A 19,880-nucleotide genomic window follows, 5' to 3' on the forward strand; every position below is an offset into this window, starting at 1 on the left:
GTGAGTCTGTCTGCTGAGCATATGCGACCTGGATCCGGGAGGGGTTGCGGGGACGTTGCGTTACGGGGAGGCGGAACGCCGGAAGACTACTCCGAATCTCCGTCGGCGGACCCGTCCATGCCGCGCGCGGGACGGGCGGCCACGAGCGGATACGGGCCGGTGAAACCGTCGCGGACCGCGGCAATTTCCAGGATGCGGTGCCGGCTGAGGCGCCAGCCGAGCATCAGGAGCGGAACGATGACCACGATGGACGCGATGGTCCACGTTCCCACCGGCGAGTCGAATGCCATGAGGATCAGTACCGCCAGGAGGAAGGCCAGCGTGACCCAGCCCGTGACGGGGGCGCCGGGCATCCGGAAGGCGGGCCGGAGCAGTTCCCCGCGGGCTGCGAGCCGGGCAAGCTGCATCTGGCACAGGACGATCATGGCCCAGGTACAGATGATGCCCAGCGATGCGACGTTCAGGACGATCTCGAAGGCCTCGGCCGGGACCAGGGCGTTCAGGATGACCCCCAGGACCGCCACAACGGCGGTAAGGGCGATGCCGCCGTAGGGGACACCGGACTTGTTCATTCGTCCGGCGAATTTCGGCGCAGAACCAGCAACGGACATCGACCGCATGATCCGGCCGGTGGAGTAGAGGCCGGCGTTGAGCGAGGACAGGGCCGCGGTCAGGACCACAAGGTTCATGATGGCGTCCACACCGTCGACGCCGATGGAGCCGAAGAACGTCACGAAGGGGCTTTCGCCGGCCTTGTAGGCGTTATAGGGCAAAAGCAGCGAGAGCAGTACCAGCGAGCCGACGTAGAACACCGCGATACGGACGATCACTGTGTTGATGGCCCGCGGCATGATCTTTTCCGGGTTTTCCGTCTCGCCGGCGGCGGTGCCGATCAGCTCGATCGAGGCGTAGGCGAACACGACGCCCTGCATCACCACGACTGCGGGCAACAGACCGTTGGGGAACATGCCGCCGTTGTCCGCGATGAGGCTGAAGCCGACCTCCTGGCCTGCGACGGGGGTGCCGAAGATGACGAAGTAGGTGCCGATGAGCAGGAAGGACACGAGCGCCACCACCTTGATCAGCGCGAACCAGAATTCGAGCTCGCCGAACACCTTGACGCTGATGAGGTTGAGGCCCAGGACCAGGATCAGGGCGGCCAGGGCCCAAGCCCACTGCGGTACGTCCGCGATCGGCGCCCAGTACTTCTTGAAGAAGTTCATGTACAGCGCGACGGCGGTGATGTCCACGATCGCCGTCATGGCCCAGTTCAGCCAGTACAGCCAGCCGGTGACGAACGCGGCCTTCTCGCCGAAGAATTCGCGGGCATAAGAGACGAACGAGCCCGACGACGGCCGGTGCATGACGAGTTCGCCGAGGGCGCGCAGGATCATGAAGGCGAAGAACCCGCAGACTGCATAGCTGATGATGAGGGCGGGTCCGGCAGTGGCGAGGCGGCCGCCCGCGCCCATGAACAGGCCGGTGCCGATGGCGCCGCCGATCGCGATCATCTGCACCTGCCGGGGTTTCAGGCCCTTGTGGTAGCCCTGGTCCTCGGCGTGGAGCGCTGCCTCGGAGGCATGGGCATGCGCGGGAATGGTGTGGTCGGAGATGGCAGGCTGCTGCTGGGCCGTCTGTTTTTGGGCGCGGGCAGTTTCGGGATAAGTCATGAGGGTCCTTCGGGGTTCGAGGGTGCGCTATTTGCTCAGGTTGGCCAGGCGCTGCGGGCTGAGGAGGTCGGTGAGTTGCTCGGCGGTGAGCAGCCCGTGTTCGAGTACGAGTTCCGCGACGCCCTTGCCGGTGGCGAGGGCTTCCTGTGCGATGGCCGTGGCCGTGGCGTAGCCCAGGTGCGGGTTGAGTGCGGTGACGAGGCCGATCGACTGTTCCACCGTGAGGCGGAGGTGTTCGGTGTTGGCGGTGATGCCGCGGACGCAGCGGGCCGTAAGGGTGCGGCAGGCGGCTTCCAGGTGGGAGATGCTCTTGTGGAGGCTGTGGACGATGATGGGTTCGAAGGCGTTGAGCTGGAGCTGCCCGGCTTCGGCCGCCATGGTGATGGTGACGTCGTTGCCGATCACCTCATAGGCCACTTGGCTGACCACTTCGGGGATGACGGGGTTGATCTTGCCCGGCATGATCGAGGAACCGGACTGCACGGCGGGGAGGTTGATTTCGCCGAAGCCGGCGCGCGGGCCGGAGGAGAGCAGCCGGAGGTCGTTGCAGATCTTTGACAGTTTCACGGCGACCCGCTTGAGCACGCCGGAGAGGTGCACGAAGGCGCCGACGTCCTGGGTGGCCTCGATCAGGTCCACCGCCGTGACGAGCGGCAGGCCCGTGATTTCGGCCAGGTGCCGGCAGGCGGCCGCGGCGTACCCTGCCGGTGCGTTGAGCCCGGTGCCGATCGCAGTGGCGCCCAGGTTGATTTCGTGGATCAGCAGGTCGGCTTCGGCCAGGCGGAGCCGGTCCTCGCCGATCGTGACGGCGTAGGTACCGAATTCCTGGCCGAGGGTCATGGGGACGGCGTCCTGCAGCTGGGTGCGGCCCATCTTCACCACCGTGCGGAATTCGAGGGCTTTGGCCGCGAAGGCGTCTTCGAGCTCGGTGAGGGCATCGAGCAGTTCCCGGGCGGCGAAGATCGTGCCGAGCTTGACCGCGGTGGGGTAAACGTCGTTGGTGGACTGGCTGAGGTTGACGTGGTCGTTGGGGTGCAGCCGCGCGTAGTCGCTCTTCGGGTGGCCGAGAATTTCCAGGGCGCGGTTGGCGATGACCTCGTTGGCGTTCATGTTCGATGACGTCCCGGCACCGCCCTGGATGACGTCCACCACGAACTGCTCGCTGAGCTTGCCGTTCATGACGTCGGCGCAGGCCTCCTCGATGGCACCGGCGCGCCCGGCGTCGAGCAGCCCGAGCTCGTGGTTGGTGCGGGCGGCGGCCAGTTTGACGGCTGCCAGCCCGCGGACCAGGTACATGTTGGAGGCGAGCGGCTGGCCGGTGATGGGGAAGTTCTCCACGGCCCGGAGGGTGTGGACACCCCAGTAGGCGTCGGCGGGGATGTCCCGGTCGCCCAGGAGGTCGTGTTCGGAGCGGAAGTCTGAACGTTCGTCGAGGGATGTCATGGCGGTCCTTACAGGGCGTCGGGGGAGTTGGCGGTTTCGGGCGAAGCGAGGAAATCGACGGCTTGCAGCAGCCCGACGGGCCGGCCGCCGCCGAGCACGGGTGCCGCGGCAATGCCCGCCAAGGGAGACGTATCGACGTCGAGAGCGGCCAGCAGGTGCACCGTGACGGGCATCCGGGCGCGGTCTCCGCCGTCGGAGATCTTCACGGCGACGGCACGGCCGTCCGGCAGTCCCACCAGCTGGACGCCTTCGAAGCCGTCCTTGGCCAGGAGTCCGGGCACCAGGCGCATCAGTGCGGTGACATCACGGTCCTCGCCCGCCGCCATCCCGGGGTGGCGGCGCATGGCTCCGGCGACCGCGGCTTCCGCGCTGCCGGATCCCGTTGCCGAGGCCAGCCTGCCGAAGGCCCGGGCCATGCCTCGCAGGGTAAGGGCGAAGAGCGGGGTGCCACAGCCGTCAGTGGACGTGCGCTCCGGTTCCTCGCCGGTGAGGTCCGCGACGGTCCGGGCCACGAGCTGCTGGAGCGGGTGCGCCGGGTCCATGTATCCCGGGACCCGCCAGCCGTTGACGACGCAGGTGGCTGCCATGGCCGCGTGCTTTCCGGAGCAGTTCTGCGCCAGCCGGGTGGCCTTCCTGCCGCCGCCGACCCATTCCTCCCGCTCGCGGAAGCCGTAAGGGAGGTCGGTGCTGTTCTCGAGGTCGGCAGGGGTCAGCCCATGCATGTCCAGGATGCGCAGCGCGCCGTCGCGGTGGGCGGCGGCCCCGGAGTGGCTGGCGGATGCGAGGGCGAGGAGTTCGTCCGGGAGTTCCAGGCCGGCGCGGACCATGGCGACGGCCTGCAGGGGCTTGAGGGCAGATCGCGGGTAAAACGGGGCGAGGGGCTCGCCGGCGGTCAGGAGGGCCCGGCCGTCCGCCGCGATGGCGATTACCGAGCCGCAGTGGACGCTCTCGACCAGGCCGTCGCGGGTCTGGACCGCAAGCGGAACGTGCTCCGGGAGCCTCTCCGGAGCCAGCGGAGTCGGGATGTGCGCGGTGGCAGGAGAAAACATTACGTCCTTTGGCGGTGGTGTTGGTTGTCGCTGGTCAAGCCGCTGCTGAATCTGCACTTCCTGGCGCAGGGGTCAGGCGCCTTCGGCGGCGTGGAGAATCGAATCGAGGGCAACGCCAACAGCATGCAGGTGCTGGCTCATGGCGATGCCCGCCGTTGCAGCGTCGCCGGCCTCGATGGCGGCCAGGATGCGCCGGTGCTCCTCGTTGGACGCGTGCCGCCGGTCCGTCACCATGTTCAGGGTCTCGGACTGGTGGGCAAGGGCCTCCCGGATGTCGGAGACAACATTTTCGAAGACCTTGTTCCGGCTGGCCCTGGCGATCAACGCGTGGAAGCTCGAGTCCAGGCCCACCCACACTTCGGGGTCGTCCTCGGCGGTCATCGCGGCAACGATGTCCCGCATGGTGTCCAGTTCCTCGGGCGAACGGCGTTCTGCCGCCAGCGCGGCGGCAGGAACCTCGATGTGGGGACGCGCCTCGGTGAGGTCGCGTGCCGAGTATTGGCCAAGGACCAGGTCCTTGGCCACGTGGTCGGCGACGACGAACGTGCCCCGCCCGGTCCTGGTGACGGTCAGTCCCAATGCGGTGCAGGAACGCAAGGCCTCGCGGACCACAGAGCGGCTCACTCCGTACTGCTGGGCAAGCGTGGCCTCGGAGCTCAGCTTGGCGCCGACGACGAGCTTGCCGGATTCGATTTCGGAGCGGAGGACATTAAAGACCGCTTCGGCTGCGCTAAGGCGGGCCAGTGGCTGTCCTGCTGTCCGGCTGTCTGACAGGTTCATGCTTGAAATATGGCAGAGGTCACACCGGGGTGTCAACTGTGACGGCGGCCTAAGGGCCGGAGGCCGCCGTCACAGAGAGCTTCGATCTCCGCCTACAGCAGGGCGAGCAGGTCCTTCATTTCCTTGATCTCGCCCGTCTGGGAGGCCGCGATGTCCTTGGCCAGCTGGACGGCTTCGGCGTTCTTGCCGGAGCGGACCTCGGCGTTCGCCATCTCGACGGCGCCTTCGTGGTGCGCGATCATCTGGCTGAGGAAGAGCTTCGCTGCGTCGGTGCCCTGGGCGGCGTCGAGCTTTGTGAGGTCATCGCCGCTCATCATGCCGGTCATCGAGTGGCCGCCGGGCGCCTGGGTGGGTTCGTCCCAGTCCCCGAGCCAGCCGGTCATCTTGTCGATCTCGGGCGCCTGGCCGGCCTTGATCTTCGTGGCCAGCGCGGTGATCCGGGCGTCGATGCCCTGCTTCTTCAGGATGATGTCGCTCATCTCCACGGCCTGGGCGTGATGCGGGATCATGGCCTGGGCGAACATCGTGTCCGAGCCGTTGTGGTCCGCGGCGGCGCTCGAGCCCGGCATGGCACTGCCCGTGCTGTGGTCCATGCCGGGCATGCTGCTTCCGGGGCTGCTGCCGCCCGCGGAGCAGCCGGAGAGTGCAATCATGGCGGCCATGGCCGCGGCGGAAATCGTGAGGGTTTTCTTCATGGCAGATCGTGTCTTTCGTGGATCCGGCGGACTAGCCGGGTGGCGGGCACGCAGCAGCCAGGGTGTGGCTGCCGGGCGCGGGTGGCAGGGGTGGGCCGGCGGTGTCACGGCGCAGCCCTGCCTTACGTGCGACTGATGGATAAATCGCTGGGGGATGGCGTCGCGGGCCGGTAGGCATAGCCGGACGGGTGGTCCGCCCGCCCCGCGGTCCACGGCCGGGCCGCCGGCAGGGCGGCGCCGGGCTGCGGTGCGCTCAAGGTGGCGCCCGCCGGGGAGGGCGTGCAGCCGACGTGCATCGCAGGCTTCTCGGCGCAGCCGCCCTGGCAGACGCACGACGGCGGCACCCCGGTTCCTCCCGCGGTCACCGACGCGGGGATCACGTCAGCGATTGGCGGCGGAGCCGGTGAGTCGGCCTCAGGGCCAGCCTCAGGCGGTGAGCCGGCTTGGTGGCTGGAGTGCGTGTCGTGGCTGGAGTGTGTGACGTGGGCCGGTGCCGCGGGGTGTTCCGCCGCGGTGTCTCCGGTGGCGCCCGCAGGCGGCGCCTGGGAGTGCATCCCGTGGGGCCCCGAGAGGATGTGCATGCCGAGGAAGCCCGCGATGACGGCGAGGAGTGCGGCCAGCAGCACGGCCTGGCGGAGCCAGGCCGTGGCTCGGGCCGGGGTGGCGGCGGGCATGGCGGTTCTCCTCTCCGGGGCCGGCTTGGTGGTCACTAGGCTACCGGTGTCCAACGCCGGCGCCGCCCATTCGGTTCCGTCCACTGTTCCCGCCATTGGGGTCCGGCCGCGGCCATGCCGCACCTGGAGGCCCGCGCCGCCGCAGCCCCCGTCAGCTCGCCGGGGTTGGATTCCCGGCGTCGGATTCCCGGCGTCAGATTCCCAGGGTCGCCAGGCTCTGCCGCAGCGTCTCGGCGGAGTGGTGCAGGGAGGCCAGTTCGCCGTCGTCCATGGGCGTGTCCAGCACCGAACGGACACCGCCGTTCCCCACGACACTGGGCAGGGACAGCGCCACCCCGGAGATTCCGTACTGACCGTCCAGCACGGTGGAGACGGGAAGGACGGCGTTCTCCGAGCGCAGCAGGGCCTCCACGATGCGGGCTCCGGAGAGTCCGATGGCGTAGTTCGTCGCGCCCTTGCCAGCGATCACCTTGTACGCCGCGTGCGTCACTTCCCGCGCGGTGTCGGCGAGGTACTCGGGCGTAAAGACACGTTCACCGTCGACCGTCCACTGGCGGATCGGGACCGGACCGATCGTGGCGCCGGACCAGATGGGGAACTCGGTGTCGCCGTGCTCGCCCACCATGCTCGCATGCACGCTGGTCAGGGAGACTCCGGCCTTGTGCGCCAGCACCCAGCGCAGCCGTGACGTATCGAGCACCGTGCCGGAGGAGAAGATGCGCGACGACGGCAGGCCGGAGATCTTCTGCGCCGCGACGGTCAACACGTCGCAGGGATTGGTCACCAGGACGTATACGGCGTCGGGGGCGTGCGTGAGGAGTTGCGGCATGAGCTGCTCGAGGATCCGGACGTTGGTCCCGGCCAGGTCCAGGCGCGTCTGGCCCGGCGCCTGTTTGGCCCCGGCGGTGATAACAACGACGTCGGCCCCTTCCGTCGCGGTGATGTCCCCGCCGCCGGTGACGGTCGACGCGGCGGCGGCGAACTGGGTGCCGTGCGCGAGGTCAAGCACTTCGGCTTCGGCCTTGGTGGCGTTGACGTCGAAGAGGGCCACGTTGCTGGCGGAGCCGCGGATCAGGGCGGCGTAGGCCAGGGACGTGCCCACGCTGCCGGCGCCGACAATCGCCAGTTTGGAACCGGGATTCTGGGACATGGGCTTCTGCTTTCGTTCAGGTGGAGGGTGGCGCCACGGTGCCGGCCGTCTCGCCGCCGTCGATCACGAACTCGGCGCCCGTGACGAACGAGGACTCATCGGCTGCCAGGTACACCGCCAGGTCCGCGATCTCCGTCGGCTGGCCGGTCCGGTGCAGGGGGACATGTCCAGTGTCGAAGGTCATGCCCGCGGTCATGGGTGTTTCGATGACGCCGGGGTGCACCGAGTTCACGCGGATTCCGGACCCGCCGAGGTCCAGGGCAGCGGCCTTGGTCAGGCCCCGGACGCCGAACTTCGACGCCGTATAACCGGCCAGGGACTCGTAGCCGCGGATTCCCGCGATCGAGGAGATGTTGATGATGGACGCGGCGCCGGCGCGCGCCAAGGCCGGCGCCCCAGCCTTGATGCCGTTGAAGACGCCGGTCAGGTTAACATCGATGATCCGGGCCCAGTCCCCGTGCGAGTACTCGTCGATCCGGCCGAAGTTCACAATGCCGGCGTTGTTGACCAGAATACTGAGGCTGCCGAAGGCGGCCACGGCCTCGTTCACCGCCGCTTCCCAGTCCGCCGGCTGTGTCACGTCCAGGTGGACATAGCGGACGCCGTCCCCGAGGTCGGTGGCCAACTGCCTCCCGTCCTCGTCCAGGACATCGCCAGCCACGACTTTCGCGCCTTCGTCGAGGAACCGCCGGGCGATGGCCGCGCCGATCCCCCGGGCGCCGCCGCTGACAAGGGCCACTTTGCCGTCCAACCGTCCCATCGCTGAGTCCTTTTCGGGAGCGAGCCACCCCAGGGACGTGGCCGTCCGGGCTCCGCTTCAAGCTCACCAAGGACCGTCCGGCTTGGGCAGGGCCGTTGGACCCTACGCGCGCCGGGCTGCCGGACGGTGGAAACAGACGACGATGGACCGGGCGGCAGAGACGGGCGGCGGGCGGCCGCCGTCGTGCCGTCCCGGCAGTGTTAGATCAGTGGTGCCAGACCGGTGGTGCCAGATCAACGGTGCCGGATCGGGTGCCTGATCAGAGGTGCTGGATGCCTGCCCGCTGCATGGCGTCGCGGTACACCTCGACGTTCTTGCTCAGGAGTTCCTCCTGCTTGGCGGCGGAGACGGCAAAGGCGCGGCCGCCAAGGGCCGTGGCCTTGTAGATCTTGACGCCGCGGTTCTTCAGCGAGGAGTGGTACGTCTTCTCGAACAGCGTCAGGAAGGCGTGGGCGTCGGCGCCGTGGGCGATGACTGCGGAGACGCGCTTGTTGATCTTGAGGAACTGGCGGAAGGGCCGCAGGCCGTCGGTCTTCTCCTGGACGTTCAGCGCGGAAGGGAGCTCGGGGTCGCGGACCCACGGGTAGGCGTTCCACGGCATGACGTAGCGCGGGTCCAGCTCGACGGCCTCGTAGATGGAGGTGGCGCGGCGGGCGGCCTCGTCATCGTTGAAGTGGGAGACAAAGCCCGATTCGGTGCCCTTGCCCGGTGCTATGTGGAGGCTGACGATCCGGCACTCGTCCTCGTCATGGACAGGATCGATGTACGGGACGACCGACCCCGGCTTCTTTTCCATCAGTTCGTCGCAAAGCTGCGTTACGGCGGCGATGTTCGGTTCCTGCAGCAGGGTCTTCTTTTCGTCCCAGTCAATCGTCACGATTTCTCCCTCAGCACTTGGCGTCCAGAATCAGGCGTCGCCTTCCACTCTACGCTTCCGCGCCGGGCGCCGTTTTTGTGGTGCCGAACGACAGTGTTTACGGGCAGTTCCCTCAACCCTTGCGCAGATCACGCCTCTGTGGTTAGCTACATGAGTAATGAACCAACAGACCGAGTCTTCCGAGGCTCCGTGAAAGGACGGTCGGCAGTGCTTGACGACTCACGTCCGATCTTCCTCCAGATCGCCGAACTGATCGAAGGCGACATCGTTGCCGGCGCCCTCGCGGAAGAGGCCCAGGCGCCGTCCACCAATGAATTCGCCGCGTTCTACCGGATCAATCCCGCCACCGCGGCCAAAGGGATTAACAAGCTCGTCGATGAGGGAATTCTGTACAAGAAAAGGGGGATAGGCATGTTTGTTGCCACCGGAGCGCGGACCCGGTTGCTGGAGCGGCGGCGGGAGGAGTTCTTCCACGACTTCGTCCAACCGCTCACCCGGGAGGCGCGCAGGCTCGGCATCAGCGTTGATGCGCTGACCGACATGATCAACCGCAGCAATTCAGATCCCGTACTAACGGAAAGGAGCGCGGGACGGTGAATACGCCAACGCAGCCGCCGGTGATCGAACTGAACAACGTCACCAAACGCTACAAGGACACAAAAGCAGTGGACGGAGTGACCCTCCGCATCGACGGCGGCAGGATCTACGGGCTGTTGGGCCGCAACGGCGCCGGCAAAACCACCCTGATGTCCATCCTCACGGCCCAGGATCCGGAAACGTCCGGCGACGTCAAGGTCTTCGGCCAGCACCCCTACGAAAACGACGCCGTCCTCTCCCGGATGTGCTTCATCCGCGAATCCCAGAAGTATCCGGAGGATTTCTCGCCCGCCCAGGCCTTCAAGTCGGCGGCGTTGTTCTTCCGGAACTGGGACCAGGACTTCGCCGACCGCCTCGCCGAGGAGTTCGCGCTGCCGCTCAAACGCCGCATCAAGAAGCTCTCGCGCGGTCAGCTGTCCGCCGTCGGCGTGATCATCGGGCTCGCCGCACGCGCCGAGCTCACCTTTTTCGATGAGCCGTACCTGGGGCTCGACGCCGTCGCCCGGCAGATCTTCTACGACCGGCTCGTCGAGGACTACTCCCTCCACCCGCGGACCATCATCCTCTCCTCGCACCTCATCGACGAGGTGGCCAATCTGCTCGAACACGTCCTCCTGATCGATAACGGACGCATCATCCTGGACGACGACGCCGAGAACATCCGCGGTTCCGCTGCCACCGTCACCGGCGAGGACTCGAAAGTCACTGATTTCACCGCCGGCCTGCCGATCCTGCACCGGGAGCGGCTGGGATCCCTGACGTCCGTCACCATTGAGGCGCGGCTCGGCACCGCGGACCGTGCCCGGGCCGCGGAACTCGGGCTGGAAATCGCCCCGGTATCCCTGCAGCAGCTGGTGGTCCGGAAGACGATGGCAGCCCCGGCCGGGGGAGCCGGCGTCGATCCCCGCACCGCAACGGATCCATCAGAACTGGAGGTGGCGCCATGAACCGCGCCGTGAGTGTTGCCCGCATGCAGCTGATCAACAAGTGGACCTTCCTGGGCATCCCCGCGCTCATCATTGCCGCCAGTTTTGCCCTCACGTATGCCATCTGGCTCATGGTTCCGAACAACGTGGAAACCCGCTACTCCGGCGCATCGCAGGCGGTGGTCTGGTACTTCCTGGCCCTGGGGATCCAGTCCCTGACCTACACCTTCCCGTTCTCGCAGGCCATGAGCGTCAGCCGGCGCACCTTCTACATCGGGACCACCGGGCTTTTCGCCGTCGTTGCCCTGGCGGTCAGCCTGCTCTACTTCGTGCTGGGACGTATCGAGGTAGCCACCAACGGCTGGGGCCTGAACGGTCAGCTGTACTTCCTGGGCTGGGCGGCGGACAGCCCGGCGGCCGTCCAGATCATGTTCAACTTCCTTGTGATGCTGGCCCTGTACATGACCGGGTTCTGGTTCGCCACCGTTTACAAGAGGTGGCGGGCCACCGGAATGCTGGTGGTCTGGATCCTCATCGCGGTGGCGCTGGTCGGCCTGATGGCACTCGCCGGATGGCAGGGGTGGTGGCCGCAGATCGGGGCATGGTTTGCAGCCCAGACGCCGCTGAGCGTCAGCGGCTGGACCGCGCTCTTCTGCGCGGTGCTCGGAGTGGGCTCCTACCTGACGCTGCGCCGGGCAACACCCTGAAGCGCCTCACCCTGAAGCGCTGCCCGAGTGCAGCGGGGTCGTGGCGGGCAAGCGCCGTGGAGGGCAAAGGCACCGGAAACCGGGGCCTTTGCCCTACCCATGTCCGCGGACCGGGCGTAGGCTTAAAGCGCCTGCAGGTAACCATCTGATTAAGCCGGGTCGTTCTGGACGTGAAAATGTCCGAGCCAGCTCATAGCGAGATCGCGAAGGTACCTGCAGGCCTTGTGTTTAAGGGGAAGTACTTGACGAAGCCGCCCGGAATCCAGGGCGCCCCGTCGACCTTGGAAGCCGTGCTTTAGCCGCCGGCTTCCCGATGTCTTCATTGCCGTGACCGCCGTCGGACGTGAATCCGAGCGGATTCCGCCCGACCCCACCTAGGATCCGGCGAACCTCTGGCCCCTCCCCGCCGCCAAAGGCATGATGGAACCCAAAACCGCAGGTCCCCAACCCGGCGCGGCGCCAAAATGCCCGCGGGCTGACCCCTAAGGCAGGCAAGTGTGAACCCAGAAGCGATGGAACGGGCCCGGGAGGTGGAGGCGCGGATGACTGATGAGGAGCGCTTCTCACTCCTCATCAGCGTCATGGGCACCAACGCGACGCTCACGGACAAGGACCCGCGCATCCCTGAGGATGTCCCGATGAGCGCCGGCTACACCCCCGGGGTCCCGCGGCTGGGCATCCCCGCCTTGCTTATGAGCGACGCAAGCCTAGGCGTCACCAACCCGGGCTACCGGGAGGGCGACACCGCCACGGCCCTCCCTGCATCGATTGCCCTCGGGGCCAGCTTCAACCCGGAACTCGCCCGCCGATCCGGGCAAATGGTGGGCAGGGAGGCCCGCAGCAAAGGCCTCAACGTTCAGCTGGCCGGCGGCCTCAACCTGCACCGCGATCCGCGCAACGGCCGGAACTTTGAGTACCTGTCCGAGGACCCCTGGCTTACCGGCGTCCTCGGCGCGGAATCGGTGAGGGGCATCCAGGGCGAGCAGGTCATCTCCACGGTCAAGCACTTTTCGCTGAACTGCAATGAAACCAACCGGCACTGGCTGGATGCGATCATCGACCCCGCCGCGCACCGCGAGTCCGATCTTCTCGCGTTCGAGATCGCCATCGAGCGCGCCGGTCCCGGCTCGGTCATGACCGGCTACAACAAGGTCAACGGCACTTACGCCGGCGGCAACGAGACGCTGCTTCAGGGCATCCTGAAAGGCGCGTGGGGCTTCCCGGGCTGGGTGATGTCCGACTGGGGCGCGACGCCCAGCTGGGACTTCGCGCTGCGCGGCCAGGACCAGGAATCCGGCGTGCAGATCGACGTGATGATGTGGGGGCAGGAAGCGTTCACCGGATCGCTTCGCGAGGCCTACGCGGCGGGTGACTTCCCGAAGGAAAGGCTGTCCGAGATGGTGCAGCGCATCCTCTACGCCGTGTTCGACGTCGGAATCGACCGATGGGAGGAAACTCCCGACGTCGACCTTGCCGCTCACGCGGAGATCGCCCTGGAGACGGCGCGGCAGGGGATTGTGCTGCTCAAAAACGACGGCGTCCTCCCGCTGGACGCGCTGTCCGCCAGCGGCGGGCCGCTCAAGATCGCGGTCATCGGGGGACATGCCCAGCTGGGCGTACCGATCGGTGCCGGGTCCAGTGCGGTGGTGCCGCCCGGCGGCTACGCCGAAAGCCACACCATCGGCGGCCCCGGCATCATGGGCAGCATGCGGAACCTGTACCTGCTTCCCTCCTCGCCGCTGGCGGAACTGCAGAAGCTGTTGCCCGGCGCCGCGATCGAATACGATCCCGGAATGAGCCCCGCCGAGGCGGCGCTGCTGGCCCGCCGTTCCGACGTCGCCGTCGTCTTCGGCATCCGGGTGGAGGGCGAAGGCTACGACAACGCTGACCTGTCCCTGCCGTGGGGGCAGGACGCCGTGATTGAAGCCGTCGCGGACGCCAACCCGGCCACCGTCGTCGTCCTCGAAACCGGCAACCCCGTGGCGATGCCGTGGCTCGGGAAGGTCCGGGCCGTCCTGGCGGCCTGGTACCCCGGCCAGTGCGGCGGGCAGGCGATCGCCGAGATCCTCACCGGCGTCACCAATCCTTCCGGGAAACTCCCGCTGACCTTCCCCGCGGGCCTGGACCAGACTCCGCGGCCGGAGCTGCCGGGCCTCGGCACGCCGTGGGGGACGCCGACGACCATCCACTACAACGAAGGATCCGACGTCGGCTACCGTTGGTTCGCCAGAACCGGACAGCGGCCGCTGTTCCCCTTCGGCCATGGGCTCAGCTACACCCGGTTCGACTATGCGGGACTGACAGTGTCGGACGGGGGCGGGGTGCGGGCGAAATTCACTGTCACCAATAGTGGGCCGCGCCGCGGGGCCGATGTCCCCCAGCTCTACCTGCTAGACGATCCTGCCGGCACCCGCATGCGGCTGCTCGGCTTTGAACGCGTGGATCTCGACGTCGGCGAATCACGGACCGTTTCCCTGGATGTTGACCCGCGGCTGCTGGCAACCTATGACACCGATCGCGGGCAGTGGCACACCGCCGGTGGCAGCTACCGCGTGGCGCTCGGGCACGCGGCCGGCGACTCCGCATTGGAAGCTGACGTGTTACTCGCCGAGTCGTGGTTCGGGCGCTAGCCAGGCGACCGAATCAGGAGGGTTCAAGCCGCTGCCGGCGTTTTTGACCCAAGTTTCCGTGCCCCACATCTGCGAAGTGTGAGCGACTTGGCGCGGTGTCGGAGTTTGCGGCGGTGGTGGTCGGTGTCGGTGGCCGGTCCGGCTGTGTTGGGCAGCGGTGGCGGCCCGGTCAGTTGGGTGCCGGGCAGTGGGGGTGCGGTGGAGTGGTAGGTGTGGCCGGTGGGGGTTTGGACTTCGAGGGTGTGTCTGGGGCCTTGCCGGGGCCGGACTCTCCAGCCGGGGGTTTCTTTGGTGTGGTTGCAGGCTTCGCAGAGTCCGGCGCCGTTGGCTTGGGTGGTGGGTCCGCCGCGGTGCCAGGGGATGATGTGGTCGAGGTGGCGGATCGGGGCGTCGCAGTATGGGGTGCGGCAGGTGTCGTCGCGGGCTTGGATGAGGCGGCGCAGTCCGGGCGGGAAGGGCCGGGCTCGGGAGTCCAGGGCGGTGAGTTCGCCGGTGCCGGGAGCGGTGTAGAGCCGGCGGAGCCAGACGTTGAAGGCTTCATCCCCGTCGGTGTCAGTGTCCCCGGCCGCTCCATGTTGGAGGAGGTCCCGGGCCCAGGTGGCGGGGACGATGCCGTAGCCGGGGAGGCGGGCGGGTTCGCTGTCGCTTTGGAGGAGGGTGCGGTCGGTCATGACGAGTTGGAGTTCGATGCCGGTGATCCCGCCGGGGGTGCCGGTGGTGCGTTCGACGAGGGTGTCGGTCATGAGTTGGCCGCGGGTGCGGGGGTCCCCGTTGTTGTGGAGGGTGTCGGCGTGCCGGGTCAGGGCGGCGTACATCGCGACGCCCTGGCCGGCGGGGAGCAGGGCGGTGAGGTAGCACATGGTGTCCGGGGCCGGGCGGATGCTGACGTGCCGGTCGGTGGCGGCGTGGCTGGCCCGCTGGGTGACGGTGCGTGGGTCCCGGCGGTAGGCCGCGGCCCGGGCCGCGGCGATGATGGCGCGGTCTCCGGCGCCGTCGAACGCTCCGGTGTCGGCGGCGAGCTCTTCGTCGACGGCGGTGCGGTCCTCCGCGGTCAGGCCCGCGGTCTCCTTCACCAATTGGGTGGCGCGCCATTCGTTGAGCTGCCCGGCCTCCAGCGCAGCCAGGGCGTGGGGCATTTCGGTGACCAGGGCTTTCGCCAGGCCCAGGAGCCGGCCGCCCTTGGCGGGGGATTCACGCCGGGCCAAGGCGATCTGCGCGCCGACCCCGGCCCCGAGCTGCGCCGCGGGCACCCCGGCGTCGGCCTGTTCACGGCGCTGGAGCAGATCGAACGCGACCGTCAGCCGGGCCTGACGGGCAGCCAGGGCGGATTTCGCGTCTTCCAGCTCACGGATCTCGCTGATCAGTCCGGCACTGTCCCGGGCGGGCCGGACAGCCGCCAGCGCCCGGGCCACCCCCGCTGCAACCGACACGCCTGCCGGCTCAACTGCGCCTGCCGGTTCAAATGCGTCGGGCCCCTGCTTGCCGTTCATGAATACACGCTATCGGGCACCACCGACAATTAAAGGCCACCTCCGCACCGGCGCTTCCGTAAGGTTGGAGGACCGCCCGCGCCCCGATCCAAGGAACCCATGCCCATCAACAAACAGTCACTGAAGCAGGACGGGTTCACCGGCTTCCGGCAGTTGACGGATCTTGAGATCAACCGGATCCCGCAGAAACCCGGGATCTTCGTGGTGCTCCAGCCTGAAGGCTTCCGGCCGCAGTTCCTGGCCAGGAGCACGGCCGGCATTTTCAAGAAGAAGGACCCCACCCTGAAGGTGGACGCGCTCACTGCCGAATGGATCGACGGCGCAGAGGTCCTGTACGTGGGCAAGGCCGGGCCCGGCAGCAAGGGCAACCGGGGGCTCCGCCGTCAGCTCCAGGAATTCGTCGACTTCGGCAAGGGCAAACCGCCCGGCCACTGGGACGGCCGGCTGATCTGGCAGCTCGCCGCCGTCGGCAACCTGATCATCGCGTGGAAAGAGCTGCCCGCCGAGGAGCTCAGCGCAGCCGAAGCGGGATATCACGCCGCGTTCGCGGAGGAGTACGGCCGGCTCCCGTTTGCCAACCTGGTCCGGGCGCGGGTCAAGGGCAGCTAGCCGCAGCCACTCAGAAAGTGCCGTACGTGAACCGCCCGGCCACCAGCGTCGCGGCCACCGGCATTGCCGCGAACTCCGCGTCGGACACCGCCAGCGGGTCGACGTCGAGCACCGCAAGATCCGCCGGATCGCCCGCCCGGACTGTGCCCCGCCCGCGTGTTGACGCGGCCAGGGCCTCCTGCCGCGTGAGGGCCTGCTCCGGGTGCCAAGGCCCGCGGCCGTCCGGCCGGGATCGGGTGGTGGCCGCCGACATCGCGGTCCACGGCTCCAGCGCCGACACCGGCGCGTCCGACCCCAGCGCCAGGGTGGCCCCGGCAGCGAGCAGCGACCGCAGCGGGAATGCCCGGTCCGTGCGCCCGGCCCAGTTGGAATCGGCGGCGTCCCGGTCATCCAGCGCGTGGGCGGGCTGGACGCTCGCCGTCAGCCCCAGTCCGCCGAAACGCGCGAAGTCCTGGCTGCGGACAAACTGGGCATGCTCAATCCGGCCCGTGATCCCTGCGGCCGCGAATGCATCCAGGGCCACCTCGTTGGCGGCGTCGCCGATCGCGTGCACGGCGGGGACGAATCCGGATTCCCGGGCCCGGACCAGCAGGTCCAGCAGTTCCGCCGCGCTCACTGTGAGCAGTCCGTGGCCGCCGTGCGGATACGGGTCCACGCAGTATGCCGTGCGGGTGTTCAGCGAGCCGTCGATCAGCACCTTGAGCGGACCCACGCGCAGCAGGCCTGCCCCGCCGGACACGTCCAAACCGGTCCGCATCCCCGCCGCGATGGCCCGGTCAAGGTCCTGCGGATAGACGCCGGCGTCCACCCTGAAGGCATCGAAACCGCCTGCCATGCGGCGCAGCCAGACGTCCCGGTTCCACGTCATTTCGAAATCGACAATCCCCACGATCCCGCGTGCGGCCGCGGCTTCGGCGGACTCCCGCACCCAGGCATCCACCACTGCGTCCGGCAGTTTGCCCAGCTCACGGGTCAGTTCAAAGGCCGGCTCCTCGCGCAACAGCCCGGAGGAGTCCACCGCCACACCGTAACGGGAAGCCGCCGCGCTGTTGAGCCAGACGCAGTGCAGATCATGGCTCAGCAGCGCCGTCGGCACGCCCCGGGTGGCGCCGTCGAGCAGCTCCAGGCTGGGAACATCCGCCCAGACAGCGTCCCGGAAACCCACGCCTACCGCCGTCACGGCGTTGTCCCCTTCATGCCCGCGGCCGGACAGCGCGGAACGCACGACGTCGGCCGCCTCACCCGCCGAGATGGCGCCGGAAAGGTCGATCCGATTGGCGGCGAGGGCCCATTGCGTCATGTGGACATGTTCATCCCACAGCCCCGGGATGAGGTAACGCCCGTCCAGGTCCACCACTCTCGCCGCGGGGTTGCCCGTGTCCCCCGCGGGAGCCAGCTGCGAAACCGCGCCGTCGACCACGTGCACGTCGTACAGCGCTGTCCCGCCGGGGAGCCGCGCGGACGCGAGCACGAGGTCATTTACGGCGGGGGCAAGTCTTTCAGGCATACGAAACAGGCTATGGGCCGGCGCGCGCAGCGCCAATCCGGACGCGCCGCAGCGCCAATCCGGACGCGCCGCAGCGCCAACCAGGACGTGCCGATGCCGCTCAGGATCCTTGGGATCCCACGGGGACCCGGGCTCTCCACCGCACACGGGACTTTCGCCCCTTGCCCTGGATAGACGTACCCTCCATGCTGAATTTGGGGCGGTTCCTGCACGGCCATTGGGGGATGAACCGCCTGCTACAACAGTTGTTCGGTCTCGCTCGAACCTTGGGGAAGGAAAAGGCGTTCTGCGCTGGTCCGTGTCTGCGGGACCAAGGCAGGAGGCCGCGGCCAACATGACTGTCACCAACGATTTTCGCTTATTTGTACTAGTTCAGGGACAGCCCGGGAGCTCTGATGCCCCGTGACCCACAGGCAACACGGCACCAGAAGTAGCGCCTACTACGCGCACCCTTCCCATGGGGATCCACGCATGAAAGTCCTTATCCGGATCGACTCCGTTGCGGAATCGGCGCGGGTGGACGTGCGGGGCGTCGTCACGCCGGCTAATATCCGCGCCCTCTATGTCGTCTGCCGCCGTGTGGCAGCCAAACTTCCCGGGTACGAAATCGTCATCAACCTCGCCCACGCCCGCGTGACCGCCGATGCCATCGAAGAACTTCACGAGCACGCCCGCCGCTCGGTCGTGTCATCCGGCATCGACGCGTCCGTGACGCCGTGCCGGTTGCGCATTGTGGACCCGCCGAACATCCTCAGAATCAAGGAGAACGCATGAAAGCCCTCGTCTATGGTGGTCCCGGGGAAAAGTCCTGGACGGACGTTCCCGATCCTAAGATCCAGAATCCCAGCGACGTGATCGTGAAAGTGGAAACCACCACGATCTGCGGAACGGACCTCCATATTCTCAAGGGGGACGTTCCTGCCGTGACCAAAGGCAGGATCCTGGGCCATGAAGGCGTCGGAACCATCACCGAAGTGGGTTCCTCGGTCACCAGCCTCAAGGTGGGGGACCGCGTGATCATCTCCTGCATCAAGTCCTGCGGCCACTGCGCCAACTGCAAGACCGGCCTCTATTCGCACTGCATGGGCGAGGAAGGCGCATCCGGCATCGGCTGGGTCTTCGGCCACCTGATCGACGGCACGCAGGCCGAGTACGTCCGCGTCCCGTACGCCGAAAACTCACTCCACCTGCTTCCTGAGGGCGTCACCGACGAACGGGCCGTGATGCTCTCCGACATCCTCCCCACCGGTTTCGAAATCGGTGTGCAGTACGGCCGGGTCAAGCCCGGTGATACGGTCGCCGTCGTCGGTGCCGGACCGGTGGGCCTCGCCGCGATCGCCACCGCCGGGCTTTACGGGGCCGCCACCATCATCGCCGTCGACCTTGACGCGAACCGGCTGGAGAAGTCCCGGGAGTTCGGCGCCACCAACGTTGTCCTCTCCAGCGACGCCGACTGGAAGGAGCAGGTGCTCGCGCTGACGGACGGGCAGGGGGTGGACGTGGCCATCGAGGCGGTCGGGATTCCTGCGACCTTCACCATGTGCGCCGATATTGTGCGTCCCGGCGGCAACGTGGCCAACGTGGGTGTGCACGGCAAGTCCGTGGAGCTGCATGTGGAAAACCTTTGGATCCAAAACATCAACATCAGCATGGGCCTGGTCAATGCCAACACCACGCCGATGCTGCTCAAGCTTGTCGCGCAGAACAAGGTGCCGGCGGAAAAATTCGCCACCCACCATTTCAGCTTCGACCAGTTCCTGGAGGCCTACGACACCTTCGCCCGCGCCGCCGAAACGAAGGCGCTTAAGGTAGTGATCACGGCGTGAAAGCCCTGGTTGTCTACGATTCGGCGTACGGCAACACCAGATCTGTGGCCGAGGCGATCGCCGGCTCGCTCGACGGGGTGCAGGCGAGTTCCGTCCCGGTGGGGGAGTTCAAACCCGAAGCCCTCGTGGCGGGTGACCTCCTCGTGGTCGGCAGCCCGATCAACGGATGGCGTCCGACGCCGAAAATCACCTCGCTGCTGGCTGCCCTGGCAGACGGTTCCCTCAAGGGCGTGAACGCCGCGGCGTTCGATACGCGCGTCCGGATGTTTATCCACGGCGATGCCGCCAAGAAAATATCCCATGCCCTCAAAGCCGGCGGTGCAGACATCATCGCCGAACCCATGCCCTTCTACGTGAAAGGCAGTGAAGGGCCGCTGCGTGACGGTGAAATCGAGAAGGCCCGGGGCTGGGCGCGGCGCCTGCTGACCTCGCTGGGGCGCTGACCGGCGTCCATGCTGAACCGGAGGTCCTGACAAGGACCATGTGAAAG

At 67.5% G+C, this 19,880-nt stretch carries 19 protein-coding genes; 8 read left to right on the forward strand and 11 right to left on the reverse strand.

From position 1 onward, the window contains the following. Positions 1-86: 86 nt before the first annotated feature. From FS787_RS11045 to FS787_RS11085, 9 genes are all read right to left on the reverse strand, one after another. Positions 87-1,670: an amino acid permease gene (locus FS787_RS11045; RefSeq protein WP_186329162.1), complete on the reverse strand. Its 1,584-nt coding sequence runs from the start codon at positions 1,668-1,670 to the stop codon at positions 87-89. A 27-nt stretch (positions 1,671-1,697) separates the two neighbouring features. Continuing rightward, positions 1,698-3,113 (reverse strand): aspartate ammonia-lyase, encoded by a 1,416-nt coding sequence (locus FS787_RS11050; RefSeq protein WP_144672447.1) that lies wholly within the window; start codon positions 3,111-3,113, stop codon positions 1,698-1,700. An 8-nt stretch (positions 3,114-3,121) separates the two neighbouring features. Further along, entirely contained in the window at positions 3,122-4,162 is a 1,041-nt protein-coding gene (locus FS787_RS11055; protein ID WP_144672448.1) for an asparaginase, read from the reverse strand. Positions 4,163-4,234: 72 nt separating this feature from the next. Further along, positions 4,235-4,942, reverse strand: a complete 708-nt coding sequence (locus tag FS787_RS11060) for a FadR/GntR family transcriptional regulator (RefSeq protein WP_144672449.1) — start codon at positions 4,940-4,942, stop codon at positions 4,235-4,237. A 92-nt stretch (positions 4,943-5,034) separates the two neighbouring features. After that, entirely contained in the window at positions 5,035-5,637 is a 603-nt protein-coding gene (locus FS787_RS11065; protein WP_144672450.1) for a DUF305 domain-containing protein, read from the reverse strand. Positions 5,638-5,759: 122 nt separating this feature from the next. Next, a complete protein-coding gene (locus FS787_RS11070) occupies positions 5,760-6,311 on the reverse strand; it encodes a hypothetical protein (protein ID WP_144672451.1) in 552 nt (183 codons plus the stop codon). Between the two features lie 193 nt (positions 6,312-6,504). Further along, entirely contained in the window at positions 6,505-7,461 is a 957-nt protein-coding gene (locus tag FS787_RS11075; protein WP_144672452.1) for an L-lactate dehydrogenase, read from the reverse strand. Between the two features lie 16 nt (positions 7,462-7,477). Then, positions 7,478-8,221 carry a glucose 1-dehydrogenase gene (locus FS787_RS11080; protein ID WP_144672453.1) on the reverse strand — a complete coding sequence of 248 codons (744 nt, stop codon included), beginning with the start codon at positions 8,219-8,221 and terminating at the stop codon, positions 7,478-7,480. 259 nt (positions 8,222-8,480) lie between these two features. Next, positions 8,481-9,098: a uracil-DNA glycosylase gene (locus tag FS787_RS11085; RefSeq protein WP_056429157.1), complete on the reverse strand. Its 618-nt coding sequence runs from the start codon at positions 9,096-9,098 to the stop codon at positions 8,481-8,483. 207 nt (positions 9,099-9,305) lie between these two features. On the opposite strand from FS787_RS11085, the gene FS787_RS11090 reads away from it, so the two are divergent. The 4 genes from FS787_RS11090 to FS787_RS11105 all read left to right on the forward strand — a co-directional run bounded on the left by FS787_RS11090 (position 9,306) and on the right by FS787_RS11105 (position 13,958). Continuing rightward, positions 9,306-9,695, forward strand: a complete 390-nt coding sequence (locus FS787_RS11090; RefSeq protein WP_260982504.1) for a GntR family transcriptional regulator — start codon at positions 9,306-9,308, stop codon at positions 9,693-9,695. Beyond that, a complete protein-coding gene (locus tag FS787_RS11095; protein WP_260982505.1) occupies positions 9,692-10,642 on the forward strand; it encodes an ABC transporter ATP-binding protein in 951 nt (316 codons plus the stop codon). The genes FS787_RS11090 and FS787_RS11095 overlap by 4 nt, the downstream gene beginning before the upstream one ends. Then, positions 10,639-11,328, forward strand: a complete 690-nt coding sequence (locus FS787_RS11100) for a hypothetical protein (RefSeq protein WP_186329163.1) — start codon at positions 10,639-10,641, stop codon at positions 11,326-11,328. Before FS787_RS11095 ends, FS787_RS11100 begins: the two co-directional genes overlap by 4 nt. Before the next feature lie 542 nt (positions 11,329-11,870). Then, positions 11,871-13,958 carry a beta-glucosidase gene (locus FS787_RS11105; protein WP_144672455.1) on the forward strand — a complete coding sequence of 696 codons (2,088 nt, stop codon included), beginning with the start codon at positions 11,871-11,873 and terminating at the stop codon, positions 13,956-13,958. Between the two features lie 23 nt (positions 13,959-13,981). On the opposite strand, the gene FS787_RS11110 is transcribed toward FS787_RS11105, so the two are convergent. Further along, entirely contained in the window at positions 13,982-15,448 is a 1,467-nt protein-coding gene (locus tag FS787_RS11110; RefSeq protein WP_144672456.1) for an HNH endonuclease signature motif containing protein, read from the reverse strand. 99 nt (positions 15,449-15,547) lie between these two features. Between FS787_RS11110 and FS787_RS11115 the strand changes: the two genes are divergently transcribed. Beyond that, positions 15,548-16,057, forward strand: coding sequence for a hypothetical protein (locus tag FS787_RS11115; protein ID WP_144672457.1), 510 nt, complete (start codon positions 15,548-15,550; stop codon positions 16,055-16,057). A gap of 10 nt (positions 16,058-16,067) precedes the next feature. Here the strand turns inward: FS787_RS11115 and FS787_RS11120 are convergent, their stop codons facing one another. Continuing rightward, positions 16,068-17,564 carry an amidohydrolase gene (locus tag FS787_RS11120; protein ID WP_144672458.1) on the reverse strand — a complete coding sequence of 499 codons (1,497 nt, stop codon included), beginning with the start codon at positions 17,562-17,564 and terminating at the stop codon, positions 16,068-16,070. Between the two features lie 471 nt (positions 17,565-18,035). Here FS787_RS11120 and FS787_RS11125 point away from each other — a divergent pair, with 471 nt between their 5' ends. From FS787_RS11125 to FS787_RS11135, 3 genes are read left to right on the forward strand one after another with little or no spacing between them, the layout of a single operon-like run. Beyond that, positions 18,036-18,338, forward strand: a complete 303-nt coding sequence (locus tag FS787_RS11125; RefSeq protein WP_144672459.1) for a hypothetical protein — start codon at positions 18,036-18,038, stop codon at positions 18,336-18,338. Then, positions 18,335-19,390 (forward strand): zinc-dependent alcohol dehydrogenase family protein, encoded by a 1,056-nt coding sequence (locus FS787_RS11130; protein ID WP_144672460.1) that lies wholly within the window; start codon positions 18,335-18,337, stop codon positions 19,388-19,390. Before FS787_RS11125 ends, FS787_RS11130 begins: the two co-directional genes overlap by 4 nt. Next, positions 19,387-19,833, forward strand: a complete 447-nt coding sequence (locus FS787_RS11135) for a flavodoxin family protein (protein WP_144672461.1) — start codon at positions 19,387-19,389, stop codon at positions 19,831-19,833. The genes FS787_RS11130 and FS787_RS11135 overlap by 4 nt, the downstream gene beginning before the upstream one ends. Positions 19,834-19,880 lie beyond the last annotated feature (47 nt).

This window comes from Arthrobacter sp. U41, assembly GCF_007679325.1.
In the GTDB taxonomy this organism is placed as follows: domain Bacteria; phylum Actinomycetota; class Actinomycetes; order Actinomycetales; family Micrococcaceae; genus Arthrobacter.